General features: G+C 37.9%; 14 protein-coding genes. 6 read left to right on the plus strand and 8 right to left on the minus strand.

Features of this window, described 5'->3' with window-relative positions; all coding sequences use genetic code 11:
* Positions 1–11 precede the first annotated feature (11 nt).
* Together FNW07_RS06260 and FNW07_RS06265 are read right to left on the minus strand one after the other, a co-directional pair.
* Positions 12–2,162 (minus strand): S46 family peptidase, encoded by a 2,151-nt coding sequence (locus FNW07_RS06260; protein ID WP_126744849.1) that lies wholly within the window; start codon positions 2,160–2,162, stop codon positions 12–14.
* 152 nt (positions 2,163–2,314) lie between these two features.
* Entirely contained in the window at positions 2,315–3,580 is a 1,266-nt protein-coding gene (locus FNW07_RS06265) for a zinc-dependent metalloprotease (protein WP_158626875.1), read from the minus strand.
* Between the two features lie 259 nt (positions 3,581–3,839).
* Here FNW07_RS06265 and lysM point away from each other — a divergent pair, with 259 nt between their 5' ends.
* Positions 3,840–4,301, plus strand: a complete 462-nt coding sequence (gene lysM, locus FNW07_RS06270) for a peptidoglycan-binding protein LysM (protein ID WP_126744851.1) — start codon at positions 3,840–3,842, stop codon at positions 4,299–4,301.
* 60 nt (positions 4,302–4,361) lie between these two features.
* Here lysM and obgE read toward each other — a convergent pair whose 3' ends face one another.
* The 4 genes from obgE to hpt are packed head-to-tail and all read right to left on the minus strand — an operon-like array spanning position 4,362 to position 7,849.
* The gene (obgE, locus tag FNW07_RS06275; RefSeq protein ID WP_126744852.1) at positions 4,362–5,369 is read right to left on the minus strand and encodes a GTPase ObgE; all 1,008 of its coding nucleotides are present in this window, start codon (positions 5,367–5,369) and stop codon (positions 4,362–4,364) included.
* Between the two features lie 58 nt (positions 5,370–5,427).
* Complete coding sequence (locus tag FNW07_RS06280) at positions 5,428–6,702, minus strand: hemolysin family protein (protein WP_126744853.1); 1,275 nt, start codon at positions 6,700–6,702, stop codon at positions 5,428–5,430.
* A gap of 23 nt (positions 6,703–6,725) precedes the next feature.
* Positions 6,726–7,298 (minus strand): adenylate kinase, encoded by a 573-nt coding sequence (locus tag FNW07_RS06285; RefSeq protein ID WP_126744854.1) that lies wholly within the window; start codon positions 7,296–7,298, stop codon positions 6,726–6,728.
* Positions 7,299–7,321: 23 nt separating this feature from the next.
* Positions 7,322–7,849: a hypoxanthine phosphoribosyltransferase gene (hpt, locus tag FNW07_RS06290; RefSeq protein WP_126744855.1), complete on the minus strand. Its 528-nt coding sequence runs from the start codon at positions 7,847–7,849 to the stop codon at positions 7,322–7,324.
* A gap of 124 nt (positions 7,850–7,973) precedes the next feature.
* Here hpt and FNW07_RS13765 point away from each other — a divergent pair, with 124 nt between their 5' ends.
* The 5 genes from FNW07_RS13765 to FNW07_RS06310 all read left to right on the plus strand — a co-directional run bounded on the left by FNW07_RS13765 (position 7,974) and on the right by FNW07_RS06310 (position 12,563).
* Entirely contained in the window at positions 7,974–8,132 is a 159-nt protein-coding gene (locus FNW07_RS13765) for a hypothetical protein (RefSeq protein ID WP_158626876.1), read from the plus strand.
* 105 nt (positions 8,133–8,237) lie between these two features.
* Positions 8,238–8,507, plus strand: a complete 270-nt coding sequence (locus FNW07_RS06295) for a hypothetical protein (RefSeq protein WP_126744856.1) — start codon at positions 8,238–8,240, stop codon at positions 8,505–8,507.
* Positions 8,508–8,562: 55 nt separating this feature from the next.
* On the plus strand, positions 8,563–9,714 hold the full coding sequence (locus FNW07_RS06300; protein ID WP_126744857.1) for a 5-(carboxyamino)imidazole ribonucleotide synthase: 1,152 nt from the start codon (positions 8,563–8,565) through the stop codon (positions 9,712–9,714).
* 26 nt (positions 9,715–9,740) lie between these two features.
* Positions 9,741–10,226: a 5-(carboxyamino)imidazole ribonucleotide mutase gene (gene purE / locus FNW07_RS06305; protein ID WP_126744858.1), complete on the plus strand. Its 486-nt coding sequence runs from the start codon at positions 9,741–9,743 to the stop codon at positions 10,224–10,226.
* 309 nt (positions 10,227–10,535) lie between these two features.
* Positions 10,536–12,563 (plus strand): M3 family metallopeptidase, encoded by a 2,028-nt coding sequence (locus FNW07_RS06310; RefSeq protein ID WP_126744859.1) that lies wholly within the window; start codon positions 10,536–10,538, stop codon positions 12,561–12,563.
* 63 nt (positions 12,564–12,626) lie between these two features.
* On the opposite strand, the gene FNW07_RS06315 is transcribed toward FNW07_RS06310, so the two are convergent.
* The gene (locus FNW07_RS06315) at positions 12,627–12,992 is read right to left on the minus strand and encodes a putative quinol monooxygenase (protein ID WP_126744860.1); all 366 of its coding nucleotides are present in this window, start codon (positions 12,990–12,992) and stop codon (positions 12,627–12,629) included.
* Between the two features lie 115 nt (positions 12,993–13,107).
* The gene (locus FNW07_RS06320) at positions 13,108–14,028 is read right to left on the minus strand and encodes a cupin domain-containing protein (protein WP_126744861.1); all 921 of its coding nucleotides are present in this window, start codon (positions 14,026–14,028) and stop codon (positions 13,108–13,110) included.
* Between the last annotated feature and the right edge of the window lie 4 nt (positions 14,029–14,032).

The raw sequence follows: 14,032 nt of genomic DNA on the forward strand, positions 1-14,032 counted from the left end.
TACGTTGTGAATTACTTCACCAATGTCATTTCATCAACGATATGTTTAGCGCCTGAGAAGTTCTCAATCACCCATAACACATAACGAATATCCACATTGATTGTTCTTTGTAATTTAGAATCAAAGATTACGTCACCAGCCATAGCTTCAATGTTTCCGTCGAATGCCAAACCGATTAGTTCTCCTTTTCCGTTCAATACCGGTGAACCAGAGTTGCCACCAGTAATATCGTTATCAGTAAGGAAATTTACGTGCATTGAACCATCTTTGTCTATAAAACGACCATAGTCTTTTCCTTTGTTCATATCAATCAAACGAACCGGTAAATCAAATTCCTCATCTCCCTTTTTATATTTCTTAACCATACCGTCCATAGTCGTATAGTTATTCACTTTTGCATCATTACGCTTATCTGCAGGCAGCGAACGAACTTTACCATACGTTAAACGCAACGTTGAATTAGCATCCGGGTATTTAATAGTTCCGATTTTTGATTCGCGCAATCCTTCCACCAACAAACGGAATGAAGATCCGTAATCATTCTGTGCTTTTGCAATTTCATCCGATTTTGAACCCAAATGTGTAATCATGTCGTTAGACAATTGTACCAATGGGTCATTGGTAATCATCGTTTCACTTGGCAATTCCAAAAATGCTTTGAATCTCTCCGGAGAAGTTAAAATACTTAAATCGAAAGCAGCGTTTACAAATTTAGTGTAATCGTAATTGTTTTCTTTTCCAATTTTTTCAACCATTGGAGCAATTGCATATCCTTTTGATTTGGTAGCATACAAGTTCAATTCGGCAGCCATAATATCTTTCTCAGCAGCAATATGAACCTCTTTGAAGAATTCGTCAGCCGTCTCAACTAATTTTGGATACATTTCTTTACGCTTCGCAACATCTGCTTTGGCGTAATTTTCCAATTGTTTCCCTAAAGTTCTTCCGATAGTTCCATAAGAAGAAGCTCTGAACAATAACTGAAGGTAGTTGTCATGACGCGCTTTTTCGTTGGTCAAGGAGTAGAATTTATTGATATTGGCAATTACATTACCATATTTCGCTTTATTTTCTTTTTTGTTGGCCCATTTGTTGAATTTGGTTTCCTGAACAGCTTTTGATTTTGCGGTACCAAATTTAGTCAATGCATCAATCATTCCCTGACGGTTTTTCCAGTAATTGGCAACACCTGCATATTTAGAAGCATAGACAAGGTTCAGTGCTTCACTTTTATCCATGTATACTTTCATTTTGTCCATTCCTACTTTTGAACCTTCAACGAAAGCGGGATATGCAAATTTCACGTTTTGCTCAATTCCACCTGCTGGCATCCAACGGTTAGTTCTTCCAGGATATCCTAAAATCATTGCAAAATCACCTTCTTTTACTCCGCTTAAATTAACCGGTAAGTAATGTTTTGGTTTTAAAGGAACGTTATTCTGAGAATAATCAGATGGATTTCCGTTAGCATCTGCATAGATACGGAACATAGAAAAATCCGCTGTGTGACGTGGCCATTCCCAGTTGTCAGTATCTCCACCGAATTTACCCAGACTTTCGGGAGGCGTACCTACCAAACGAACGTCTTTGTAATCCTGGTAAACAAAATAGTAATATTCATTTCCCTGGAAGAAAGGACGCACTGATACGGTATATTTTCCACCTTCGTTGTTTTCCTTTTCGATTAACGCAATTTCTTGGTTAACCGCCTTTTCTCTTTCTGCTTCCGTCATTTTATCATTTACTTTTGATAAAATACGTTTAGAGACATCATCCATACGAACAAAGAAACGAACATATAAACTTGAAGGTTTCATTTCAGCCTTTCTGTTTTCTGCCCAATACCCGTCTTTCAGATAATTTTTTTCTGCAGAAGACAATTCAGCGATAGCGTCATATCCACAGTGGTGGTTTGTTAAAACCAATCCGTCTTTTGAAATTACTTCGGCAGTACAACCACCATTAAACTGAACAATTGCATCTTTCAAAGAGTGATGATTGATACTGTAAATTTCTTCGGCTGTCAGTTGCAAGCCCATTTTTTGCATATCGCGGTGATTCAAACGCTCGATGAACATTAAAAACCACATTCCTTCGTCGGCTTTTACGCTTGTTGGAATAAGCATAATACCCACGATTAGGGACAAAAGTAATTTTTTCATAATTTGATACTGTTTTTAGTGCTGCGAATATACTTTTTTTTGTAGTTGGCTGAAAATTATAGGTTGTAAATATTTAACCTTAAGAAAATTTTAACTTTCAGGAATAAAAAAACCTTTCAAAAGAAAGGTTTTTATAAAAGATATAATCTTTATTATTCGATTATGATTTTCTTAGTTGTAACAGTATTGTCTGCTTTTACAGTAACAAAATAGATTCCTGCGGCAGTCTCATTTAAATTAAATTTTTCGCTTAAATTACTGTTATTTGTAAATTCATTTTCAAAAACTATTCTACCAGTTTGATCGCAAACTTTAACGGAATAATTACTTACTAAATCAGCAAATTGGATTGTAAAGCTTCCCTTATTCGGGTTTGGATAAATAGCGAATTTACTTAATGATGCCGTATTAGTACTAAGTAAAGTATTAGGTTTGAATTCAGCTATTATGGAATTGATATAAGCAAGAGCTCTTGTGGCTTGTCCTTGTGTAAACATATACATGCACGGATCATCCACATAGTCCATATAATTCATGGTTAATGATTTTAATGAAGCACAAGCATTTACCGAGCCTGCTGCTGGGCAACCATACGATTCATTAGTAACCCTTGGAGTATCGCAAATCTTGTCGCCTTGTGTTGTACAGCTGGTGCCCGCTGGACTGCAACTACCTCCAAATGTATGATCTAAGTTAAAAAAGTGCCCTAATTCATGCGTTACTGTTCTTCCTAAATTGAACGGTGCTTGTGGCTGATATCCAGTACAGCCGCTGCCTGTCCCAAAGCAAAACGTGTTCATTACAACAGTTTGACCTGCTGCTGGGGAACCTGCCAGTGGAGAATATCCTAAAATAGACGCACCTTCATCCCTAACAACGAAATTCATGTAACCTGCCCAGGTTGCGTCAGAATCAGCTCCACCTAAAAAGTCAGTTCCAAAAGTAACAGCCTTGTCACCATTTACCAATCCTGTTCCCGCCGGATGATTTTGAGTAGCAATAACGAATTGTACATTAAGGTTGCCTGTATTTACACCCGGATAAAACGCGCTGGCAGCCGGCCAGTTAGAAATGTCTGTATTTGAAGCATTATAATCCGCGTTAATCACGTCTATCTGGGTTTGTGCTAAAGCTCTGAAACAATCTTTAATCGTTACGCTACTAGCATTGGAAACTGAAGGAAAATGTACTGCAACGGGTATCGTAATTGTAGCTTGTGGACTTCTTTCAGTTGTTGCTTGCTGATTTAGCAATTTTTGGTACTCAATTTCAAATTTTGACTGGCGTTCCAAATATTGCTGTCTCGCAATAGGATCCGACATAATTTGCTGCATTTTGGCATCTTTACCGCAAGTTCTGTGTTGTGCAAAAACAGAAACGCTTAGAAGCGAAAACAAAATAAGTAAATTCAATTTCATTGTATACATTAGTTGGTTAAGTTGGGCAAATATATTACAATCATTCACTCATGCAATAATTTTATAACAAATTGTGCTGAATTAGTGATATTTATTTTTTTGAAGTGCCCTGAAAATAGTGTCGAAGACCAAAATACAAAAAGCCAATTCCATAAATGTGAATTGATTGGTCAATTAGATTTCGTATTTGCAGCAATTATACTAGTCCAAAATGGAAATTTTTTCTTAAATTTAATCTTCAACTAAACAAACAATAATTATGGGATTATTTTCATTTATCAAAGGGGTGGGAGCTAAAATATTCGAAAAAAAAGAAACCGAAGCACCTGAAGAAGAAAAAGCACAATTAAAAGCGAGTGCTCTGTTAAGTTATGTTCAAGGACTTGGATTACCATTTAAGACAATTAAGATTGCATTAAGGGGCGACGATGTGGTTTTGACGGGTGAGGTGGAAAACCAGGCGAATTCTGAAAAAATTGTTTTGGCTGTTGGGAATGTTGAAGGCGTCGCTACTGTCGACAACCTAATGACCGTTAAAACATCCTCGCCGGAATCTAAATATCATACGGTTGAATCTGGTGATTGGCTTTCTAAAATCGCTGAAAAATATTATGGAGACGCAAAAAAATTCGATTTCATTTTTGAAGCCAACAGACCGATGCTTTCGGACCCTGATAAAATTTACCCCGGTCAGGTTTTGAGAATACCAACATTAGTGTAAGTACTAAATAAAAAAGGTTTCAATTTGATTGAAACCTTTTTTATTAGTACTGTCTAAATTTTACTCTTCAGTATTCAGCATTTGCCATAATTTGTCTTTCAATTCCTGCAATCCCTGTTGGGCTACCGACGAAATAAACATGTAGGGAATGTCTTTAAACGAAACATCCAGTTCTGCTTTCAGTTCTGCTTTTAAAGCATCGTCTAACATATCACATTTTGAAATCACGACAATACGCTCTTTATCCAACATCTCCGGGTTGTATTTGGTCAATTCGTTTACCAAAATATCATACTCCCCTTTTATATCCGGTGTATCCACTGGAACCAAAAACAAAAGCGTAGAATTTCGTTCAATATGGCGCAGGAAATAATGCCCCAATCCTTTTCCTTCTGCAGCGCCTTCAATAATTCCAGGAATATCGGCAATCACAAACGATTGAAAATCCCTGTAAGCAACAATTCCCAAATTTGGTTTTAAGGTTGTAAAAGGGTAATCGGCAATTTTTGGTTTTGCTGACGTCAGCACGGATAACAATGTCGATTTTCCTGCATTTGGAAAACCTACTAATCCAACATCTGCCAATACTTTCAGCTCCAAAATCATATCGATTTCTTCCGATGGCAATCCAGGCTGTGAATATCTTGGCGTCTGATTGGTCGAACTTCTAAAATGCCAATTTCCTAATCCTCCTTTTCCACCACGGGCAACAATACGTTTTTCGCCGTGCTCTGTAATTTCAAAAAGGATTTCATTGGTTTCTTTATCGCGGACAACAGTTCCTAAAGGCACTTCAATATATTTATCATCTCCGTCTGCGCCGGTACTTCTGTCGCCACCACCATCACCACCATGTCCTGCTTTAACGTGTTTGGCAAATTTTAAGTGGAACAACGTCCACAATCCTTTATTTCCAACAAGATAAACGTGACCACCACGGCCTCCGTCTCCACCATCCGGTCCTCCTTTTTCTATAAATTTTTCTCTATGCAAGTGCGTAGATCCTTTTCCGCCTTTACCCGACGAAACATATATTTTTACGTAATCTACAAAATTCCCTTCAGTCATTTTTTTAAGTATTCAGTTTTCAGATGTCGTTTAATTAAAATCGAATCTGTCTGCTATATTATTTTTGCAATGCCTTTACCATAACCTTATCAATCTTTACACCATCCATATCAATCACTTCGAGCTCAAATTTCTGCCAGATTAATTTTTCTCCCTGTCTTGGAATATGGGAGAGCTCGGTCATTATCAGTCCGCTAACCGTAGTTACTTCATAATCGTTGATCAATTCATCCAATTCGAAATACGTTAAAAAATCGTGCAGCGAATAGTGCCCGTCAACCAGCCATGTTCCGTCCTCCCTTTCCACCAGATGAAAATCATCTTTATAAAAATCAGAAGCATCTCCAACCAAGGCTTCAAGAATATCATTTAATGTGATAATCCCCTGAAAAACGCCATATTCATCGGATACAAAAGCATAATGAATTCCACTGTTTTTGAAGTTTTCCAAAGCTTTGTAAGCCGTAGTCTGTTCCATGATAAAAGGAGCTTCCGTAATGATATTCGCCAAATCGAAATTATCGTCATCAATATGAGAAAAAATACTTTTGAGATTCACGACACCAACAATGTTGTCATAATTGTCACTGTACACGGGATAAACCGAATGCAGTTCTTTAGACATAAATTCCTTTACCTGTACTTTATTGGCATGCAGCGGTAAAAAAACCACTGATTTCCGGTGCGTCATCAATGAATTGACTTTCCGGTCTCCAATATGGAACACACGCTCCACAATATCCTGTTCAATTTCCTGTACTTCGCCACCTTCAGTTCCTTCCTTGATAATGGCCTTGATTTCTTCTTCGGTAACTTTACCATCGGCCGAAGGTTTGATCATTAATACCTTTAGTAAAAATTCTGTAGAGATGGTCAGCAACCAAATAAATGGCGCCGTAATGATCGAAATGACTTTCATCGGTATTGCAACCGCTTTAGCGATGGCTTCGGGATGATTCAATCCAATTCGTTTCGGTAATAATTCACCTAAAACCAAAGAGAAAAAAGTCAGTGTTACTACGACAATACCCACGGCAATCGAGTTCGCAAAAGGTCTTAAGCTCGCGAATCCTTCAATAAACAATTGAACATCAGTAGTGATTTTGTTCCCACTAAAGATACCGGTTAGAATTCCAATTAACGTGATTCCGATTTGAACCGTAGATAAAAATTTGTTCGGAGAATTGGCTAATTCCAATGCAGCCTGCGAACTTTTATTGCCTTTTTTGGCGGCATTTTCCAAACGGTTTTTGCGAGCCGAAATCAACGCGATTTCCGACATGGAAAACACACCGTTAAGGATAATTAGAAAAAATATTATTGCTATCTCCATATATGTTTAGAAAACGTGGCTCTTTAAAGATTTGCGATTACTCCGCTTAAGCGCTCGGTAATTTCAGATATAGACCCAATTCCGTTTACCGGAAAAAATTTATTTTGTTTATGGTAATACTCTATTAAAGGAGCTGTTTTTTCATTGTATTCCTGGTAACGGTTTCTGATTTTCTCGACATCCTGATCGTCTGCCCTACCGCTGGTTTTTCCTCTTTCGAGCAATCGTTGTACCAGAACCTCATCATCAGCTTCCAAAGCAATTGTAGCGGTAACTTCCCAGTCTTTTGAAGCTAAAAAAGCATCCAGAGCATCAGCCTGTGCCAGCGTTCTTGGAAAACCATCAAATAAAAAACCATTTGTATCGGTATGTCTTTCCACCTCATCCTGAAGCATTTTTATTGTTACTTCATCCGGTACCAAATCCCCGCGGTTGATGTAACTTTTTGCCTCAATCCCTAGTGGCGTTTCATTCTTAATATTGTAACGGAAAATGTCGCCCGTTGAAATGTGTGTTAAATTATATTTTTCTTTCAAAAATTCTGCCTGAGTCCCTTTTCCGGCGCCCGGCTTTCCAAATAATACAATGTTAATCATGATGAGTGTTGCGTAGTTAAATTTTATTTTAGCTGATATACTTCCGGCAGGTTTCTCCCTAATCCGTCATAATCCAATCCGAAACCTACAATGAATTTGTTCGGTATGCGAATACCAATATAATCAATTTTGATGTCTTTTTTATAAGCTTCCGGTTTAAAAAACAGCGTAGCTATTTTGAAATGTTTCACATTCTGCCTTTTGAAAAGGTCTTTCAATTCTGCCAAAGTGTTCCCGGTATCCACAATATCTTCAATTACCACTACCGATCTCCCGGTTAAATCTTCATTCAATCCAATCAGTTGTTTTACCTGATCCGTGGAAGAAGTACCTTCATAGGAAGCCAATTTGATAAAACTCACTTCGCAGGGCGATTTGTAATGCTTCATAAAATCAGAAACCACCATAAATGAACCATTCAAAACACCAATAAAAATGGGAGTTTCATCGGCAAAGTCGGCTTCCACCTGACTGGCCATTGTGGCAAGTGCAAAATCTATTTCTTTCGCAGAAATAAACGGAACAAATTGTTTATCGTGAAGTTGTATCACCTTTTTTCGGTTTTAAAATAATTCGCAAAGATACTGAATTAGTATTCAGTTGTTAATGTTCTGTCCGCAGATTTTAATTATTTTTGACTCGAGCCCAACGGGGCGAACAGTACGGAGTAAAACTATGGAAAATCAGTTTTATAAAAGAATCGACTCCAGCAATGCCAGTACCAACTGCAGAAACGGATTACGGGATTTTGTGCTTCACAATCCGGAATATCTGTCTGAATTGTGCACGATTGCCTTAAATACGAATTACAAAAACCATTATAAAGGAGTGTAGATTCTGGAAATTATTGCCGAAACGAAAACTGAACTTCTTTCTGATTTTAAAAATATTATATGTGACGAATTTTCAACTATTAAAAATGAATCAGCTATCAGAGGTATGTCGCGCGTTGCTTTTTTCCTGGGAACGGCAACAGAAATAAAACTCACTGAAACCCAGCAAGAAAAAATTATCGAAATCTGCCTGGATTGGCTCATCCGGGACGAACGGGTCGCACCAAAAGTATACGCCATGAAAACCCTTGGCCATTTTGCTCAAAAAAACCCGTGGATAAATGAAGAATTACGCAACATTATTAATAAGGATTACGCCGGTCAATCCGCCGGATACAAAGCGTCTGCGAGGGAAGTTTTAAAGAAACTGAAATAGCGTTTTCCTATTCAACCATTATAAAGTATCTTTGCTGATAACAAACAACTACACAATGAATTATTTTTCTTCCGATTTTAAATTGGGAATTTTAGGTGGCGGACAACTTGGTAAAATGCTGCTATTTGACACCCGAAAATTTGACATTCAGACTTATATTCTCGATCCCAGTGACGAGGCGCCCTGCAAAATAGCCTGTAATCATTTCTTCAAAGGCGATTTAATGGATTTCGAAACGGTGTATAATTTTGGCAAAAAAGTTGATGTACTGACTTTCGAAATCGAATTGGTCAATCTTGAAGCATTAGAGAAATTAGAAAAAGAAGGTTTAAAAGTTTATCCTTCGCCAAAAACCCTGAAACTCATTCAGAATAAAGGCATACAGAAAGATTTTTATACCAAAAACAAAATTCCAACTGCAGATTACAAACGCTTCCCGGATTTAAAAAGTTTAATCGTTGACATTCTTGAGTTCAAGACACCACTTCCTTTTGTATGGAAATGTTCGGAATTTGGATATGATGGAAATGGCGTTAAAGTTATCCGACAAATGTCTGATCTGGACAATTTAGCCAATGTGGAATGCATTGCAGAGCATATGGTTCCGTTCAAAAATGAATTGGCCGTGATTGTTGCCCGAAATGCCTCTGGAGAAATCAAAACCTATCCGGTGGTCGAAATGGAATTTCATCCTGAAGCTAATCAAGTAGAATATGTCATTTGTCCGGCAAGGATTGATGAAAAAGTTGCTGAGAAAGCACGAGCCATCGCATTGGATGTTTCGGAAAAATTCAATCATGTCGGATTGTTGGCTGTCGAAATGTTTCAGACTACCGAGGACGAAATCCTTGTGAATGAGGTTGCCCCACGCCCACACAATTCGGGTCATTATTCTATTGAAGCAAGTTATACTTCGCAATTCGAACAGCATTTGCGTGCGGTTTTAAATTTACCGCTTGGAAACACTGACAGTAAAGTTGCAGGAATTATGGTAAATTTGGTTGGTGAAGAAGGATTCTCCGGAGATGTAATCTATGAAAACATTGAGAAAATTTTAGAATGGAATGGAGTGACTCCACATATCTACGGAAAGAAACAAACACGTCCTTTCCGAAAAATGGGCCATGTTACCATAGTGAACCAGGATCTTCAGGAAGCACGAAAAATTGCTGAGAAAGTAAAAAACACAATTCGGGTAATTAGTTAATTCCCTTAAATTTAAACAAATACAAAATGAGCAAAGTAGCCATCATAATGGGAAGTATTTCTGACATGCCAGTCATGCAGGATGCTATCGATATATTAAAAGAATTCGGTATTGCCACAGAAGTGGATATTGTTTCTGCTCATCGTACCCCCGAAAAATTATTTGATTTCAGCAAAAATGCCCATCATCGCGGTATTTCTGTGATTATTGCCGGAGCAGGTGGCGCAGCCCATTTACCAGGCATGGTTGCCTCTATGTCACCATTGCCTGTAATTGGGGTACCTGTTAAATCCAGTAATTCTATTGACGGTTGGGACAGCATTTTGTCAATTTTGCAAATGCCCGGTGGTGTTCCAGTTGCGACAGTAGCGCTTAATGGCGCGAAAAATGCCGGAATTCTGGCAGCACAAATTATCGGTAGCCACAATGATGCTATTTTAGATAAAATTGTAATTTATAAAGAAGGATTGAAAGACGCAGTAAATAAGTCTTCCGAGAATTTAACTAAGTAAAAAAAGCTCCAATAGGAGCTTTTTTGAAGTGTAATGACTGAGCTCGGGGAAACTCAGCCTTTCCAATTATTTATGGATTATAAATTGTTTTTGATTTGGGACAAAAAGAGCTTATAAAATCCTGTAAACTAACTAATTACCTTCACATCTTCATCGACAAAAGTATACAAAAAATCGATTAAGTGTAGTATTTTTTAAAATTTAACATTAATTTTAGAATAAAGTGACAAAAAATTAGTAAAAACCCTACAATTAAAAAACTGGCTTATAGACGACTTCCAACTTATAACATCTTAAAATATATATAACATGAATGTATTATACCAACCATTTGATACTAAACTGGATACCGCACTATTTTCTAAAATAAAAAACGAAGATTACCTGCCTGCTTTTCAACACGCCATTCAATTAGCAAAAGCAGAAGTAGATGCCATCGTTAAAAATACCGATGCCTCTACTTTTGAAAATACAATTGAAGCTTTAGCCTTTAGCGGGTCACTATTAGATCGTGTTTCCAATATTTTTTTTAATCTAAATTCGGCAGAGACCAATGATGAAATCCAAAAGATAGCTCAGGAAGTTTCGCCTTTATTATCTGAATTTGGAAATGACGTTCGCCTGAATCCGGAATTGTTTGCCAAAGTAAAAGCAGTTTATGATCAGCGGGGAAACCTGAATTTAGATCCGGAACAAGCCACACTTTTAGACCGCAAATACAAAAGCTTTTCAAGAAACGGAGCCAATTTACCCGAAGAGAAGAAAAAACAATTGCGGGAAGTTGATAAAGAACTGTCAAAATTAAGCCTGCAATTTGGCGAAAATGTTTTGGCAGAAACCCACGCCTTTCAAATGCACATTACGGATCTCAACGAATTATCGGGATTACCAGATGGTACTTTGGAAGAAGCCCGCTCTCTGGCTAAAAGCCAGGACAAGGAAGGTTGGATTTTCACATTGGACAATCCAAGTTATATTCCTTTTGTTACCTATGCTGATAATCGCGAGCTGCGCAAAAAAATGGCTATCGCTTCCGGAGCAAGAGGATTTCAAAACGATGAATTTGACAATCAGGAAATCGTTCTTAAAATTGCCAACTTGCGTTTTGACAGAGCCCAAATTCTGGGGTACGCCACACACGCACATTTTGTCCTTGAGGAACGTATGGCGGAAAGCCCTGAGACAGTAAAAAGCTTCACCACGGATTTATTAGCAAAAGCCAAACCTGCTGCCGAAAGGGAATTTAAGCAATTAACCGCTTTTGCCAAAGAACTCGACGGCATCGACCAACTCCAAAAATGGGATGGCGCCTATTATTCTGAAAAATTAAAAAAACAATTATTTGATCTGGATGATGAAAAACTGAAACCGTACTTCCAATTGGAGAAAGTGCTGGAAGGCGCTTTTACAGTTTCTGAAAAATTATTCGGACTCACATTCCACGAAATTTTTGATATTGACAAATACCATGAGGATGTCAAAACCTATGAAGTTAAAGACGAAACAGGCGAATTGGTCGCTGTTTTCTATGCTGATTTCTTTCCCCGCAAAGGAAAACGAAATGGAGCCTGGATGACTTCGTTCAAATCGCAGTCGGTGGAAAATAACAAAAACGAAAGACCTCATATTTCAATTGTCTGTAATTTCACCAAACCGACCGAAACCAAACCTTCCCTGTTGACATTCAATGAAGTGACAACATTGTTCCATGAATTTGGTCATGCTTTGCACGGAATGCTGGCAGACACTACCTACCCAAGTTTGTCGGGAACAAGTGTGTATTGGGATTTTGTTGAATTGCCAAGTCAGATTTTGGAAAATTGGTGCTATGAGCCGGAAGCATTGGCATTATTTGCACACCACTATCAAACCGGAAAAACGATTCCGATGGAATTGGTCACTAAAATAAAAGAAAGTGCCAGTTTTCAGGAAGGAATGGCAACGATGCGCCAATTGAGTTTTGGATTGCTGGATATGGGTTGGCATGCTCAGGATCCATCAAATATTAAGGATGTAAAAACATTTGAAACAGAACAATTCGCCGCTACGCAATTGTATCCTGATGTCAAAGAAAATGCGATGAGCACCGCATTTTCGCATATTTTTCAGGGAGGTTATTCTTCTGGCTATTACAGTTACAAATGGGCGGAGGTATTAGATGCCGATGCTTTTGAATACTTTCAGGAAGAGGGTATCTTCAACAAAGAAGTAGCTACAAAATTCAAGGAAAATGTACTTTCTAAAGGAGGTACGGAGCATCCGATGATTTTATACAAACGCTTTAGAGGTCATGAACCAAAATCGGACGCCTTATTGAAAAGAGCTGGATTATTATAAGTAAAAAAAAAAGCACTTCAAAGATATTTTTGAAGTGCTTTTTTTTGAATATTTAATTTTAAACTATTTATAAGGCTCACAGATTTCGTTCCGCATAAATCCTGCCTGATGTTCCATTATTTCCAATGTAACATAGGGCTGTCCGTAATTACTAAGAAACAAATGTGCATGTTTTTGTACAAAGTCGGTAAAAACCCTACCGGCAACATGCGCGGTAAAAGCTGTTTTGTCTTTATATATTTCAAAAAAAACAACTTCTCCTTGTGCTGGTGTAGGCAGATTTGGCTCTGAAAAATCAGGGGTGTGTACCATATAAACCCAAGTATCCGGCTCTTCTTCGTGAACTTTTAAAGCCAAGTATTTAATGGCTTCTAATGCTTCTTTCTCTTTGCTTGGTATGATGGTCCATTTTGAGATAAGTGTGTACATATTTTGGATTTTAGTAAATAATAGTTGGCTATGGAACTGAGTAATGAAACATAAAAAAATTAGGATTGTCTGCAAAAACAATCCCAACCTTCCTAATCTCAATTTATATTTGATTTTATTTCAGCAAATCAATAATGGCTGCCTGTTTTGGAAAAGCCCCTTTTAATGCCTCAATTTGCTCTATAGAAGGAGTAAAAGAATCTCTTTTGTCCCATGCCGGTGCCAAGCTGCAACTCGAAAGCGCATAACCCGGACCTAATAATTCTGCTCCAAACCAGTGGCTGTGTGGTGCAATTGCCTGTAGGACTTGTCCCTGATCTAAATCACTTCCTAAAGTGACTGTGGAGTAAACGCCTTCGTCTGAAAAAATGTGCAATTTAATGGCACTTCCCTGATGAAAAAACCACTGTTCATCTTGGTTAAGCGCATGCATTTTCAAAACTTCTCCTGCTTTAAGCAAGAAATAATTCATCGAAAAGGCTTTTCTGTCGCCATCAAAACGTTCCGGCAATGCTTCTTTCAGAATCGTTAAATCACTTTCCGGCCCTGGTGCCAAATAACCTCCAATTCCTGTCGGAATCATTTTCAATTTCTCAATAAGCTCATCTGCTTCCTGATTGGCATCGGGAAATCTTTTAGAAAAACAAACCGTGATTCCAATGATTTTAGTTCCGCCTTTTTCACGCAAAAGTCCTTTTTGGGTTACAATTTCCAAATCTGCCATTTGGCCGTCGGAAGTCGGAACCTGAATCGTTTCGTGAAAATTGAGCAACGGTATACCGCTTGCCATTACCTGTTTGTCGTGTGCTACATGAGCTGCACGACTATCTCTGGTCCCGATAATATCTTCTTGCTTCTGTCCAACCAGTGTGGCAAAATTTTCGTTTACCCACAAAAAAACGGAATCGTGATTTTTAATACAAAAATAAACACCGTCCGTTTTATCCAATACATCTCCAACGGTCATTGGAGGGACAGTATCCAGCGGAATATTGTTTATATCAATTAGCTCATTATTTATTGTAAGATTTTGCATAGTC

Origin of the sequence: Flavobacterium sp. GT3R68 (assembly GCF_007109225.1) — a bacterium.
In the GTDB taxonomy this organism is placed as follows: Bacteria; Bacteroidota; Bacteroidia; order Flavobacteriales; family Flavobacteriaceae; genus Flavobacterium.